Origin of the sequence: Komagataeibacter europaeus LMG 18890 (assembly GCF_000285295.1) — a bacterium.
Classification (GTDB): domain Bacteria; phylum Pseudomonadota; class Alphaproteobacteria; order Acetobacterales; family Acetobacteraceae; genus Komagataeibacter; species Komagataeibacter europaeus.
The window spans coordinates 1-1,820 of sequence record NZ_CADP01000257.1; the positions used below are offsets into that span (position 1 = coordinate 1).

Sequence of the window (1,820 nt, forward strand, 5' to 3'; positions counted from 1 at the left end):
CTGTTGATTTTCACTGAGAACTGACCCGGGTAGGGCGGAAATTTTCATCGAGATTTGACCCATGCCTTCACACTCCCCGGCAGCATCTGCTGGGAGTTTGAGGAGTGATTGACATGGAGCTTCTGAGTGTGATCCGTCGGTGGCACTGCCGGGATCATCTTCCGATCCGCGAGATCGAACGCCGGACGGGACTGTCACGCAATACGATCCGGAAATATCTCCGGGCACAGAGTATTGAACCGCGGTTCCAGGTACCCGAACGTCCCAGCCGACCGGACCCGTTTGCTGACAGGCTGAGGGGATGGCTGGTCCTGGAAGCCGCCCGATCCCGCAAGAACCGGCGTACGGCGCGACGACTGCATGAAGACCTTGTGGCGCTGGGTTATGATGGGTCCTACGGACGGGTGGCCGCTTTCATCCGGCAGTGGAAACACGAACAGCCCAGGCACGCCAGACAACGGGTCGGGGTGTTTTCGTGCCCCTGTGCTTCCAGCCCGGGGAAGCCTTCCAGTTCGACTGGGGTGAGGACTGGGCGGTCATTGCCGGCCGTCGCGTCAAGCTGCAGGTTGCCCACACCAAACTGTCCTTCAGCCGGGCCTTCATACTCAGGGCCTATCCCCTGCAGACCCACGAGATGCTTTTTGATGCGCTTACCGAGGCCTTCCGCGTGCTCGGTGGCGTGCCACGGCGGGGTATTTTTGACAACATGAAGACCGCTGTGGACCGGATTGGCTCTGGCAAGGCACGTCAGGTCAACCTGCGCTTTATGGCCCTGGCCAGCCATTATCTGTTCGAGGCGACCTTCTGCAATCCGGCAGCGGGATGGGAGAAAGGGCAGATCGAGAAGACCGTGCAGGATGCCCGACGCCATATCTGGCAGGATCTGCCTGCCTTTCCTGATCTGGGGGCGCTGAATGCCTGGCTGGAAGCCCGCTGCCTGGCCTGCTGGGAACGGCTGCAGCATATCGAACTGGCCCGGAGCATCGCCGAGGTCCATGCCAGCGAGCGTCCTCACCTCATGGTGCCGGGGCGTCCCTTTGACGGGTTTGTCGAACAGACCAAGCGCGTCTCGCCAACCTGCCTGATCCAGTTCGAAGGCAACCGCTACAGCGTGCCGGCCTCCTTTGCCAATCGTCCGGTCAGCCTGCGGGTTTATCCCGACAGGCTGCGCATTATCGCCGAAGGGCAGGTTCTGTGCGTGCATGACCGGATCATCACGCGTTCGCATGGTGTGCCAGGCCGCACGGTGTATGACTGGCGGCATTATCTGGCGGTCATCCAGCGCAAACCGGGCGCCCTACGTAATGGCGCGCCGTTTGCCGAATTGCCAGCTGCCTTCCGGACCCTGCAGGATCAACTGCTCAGGCGGCCTGGAGGCGACCGGGAAATGGCTGAAATCCTGGCCCTTGTGCTGCAGCATGATGAGCAGGCTGTCCTCTGCGCGGTTGAACTGGCACTTGAAGACGGCGTGGCGACCAAGACCCATGTTCTCAATACGCTTCATCGCCTGATCGATGCCAAGAGAACCGTGGTTCCCCGGCTCGATGCCCCACAGGCCCTGGTGCTCGAACACGAACCGTGCGCCGATACAGGGCGGTATGACATCCTGCGAAGGGACAGCCGCCATGCGTCATGATCCTGCTGCTGCTTCACTTGTCGTCATGCTCCGTGGATTGCGGATGTATGGCATGTCCCAGGCCACGGCCGACCTCATCGAGCAGGGCGCACCTGCCTTCGAGGCGACTATTCCCATCCTCTCACAACTCCTGAAGGCGGAACTGGCCGAACGCGAAGTGCGCTCCATCGCCTACCAGACAAAG

At 61.3% G+C, this 1,820-nt stretch carries 2 pseudogenes; both read left to right on the plus strand.

Going from position 1 to position 1,820, the window contains the following annotated elements:
• Positions 1-113: 113 nt before the first annotated feature.
• Positions 114-1,636 (plus strand): annotated as a pseudogene (istA, locus tag GEU01_RS23765) (IS21 family transposase).
• Positions 1,626-1,820 (plus strand): annotated as a pseudogene (locus GEU01_RS23770) (ATP-binding protein); the annotation flags it as partial. The pseudogenes istA and GEU01_RS23770, both read left to right, overlap by 11 nt.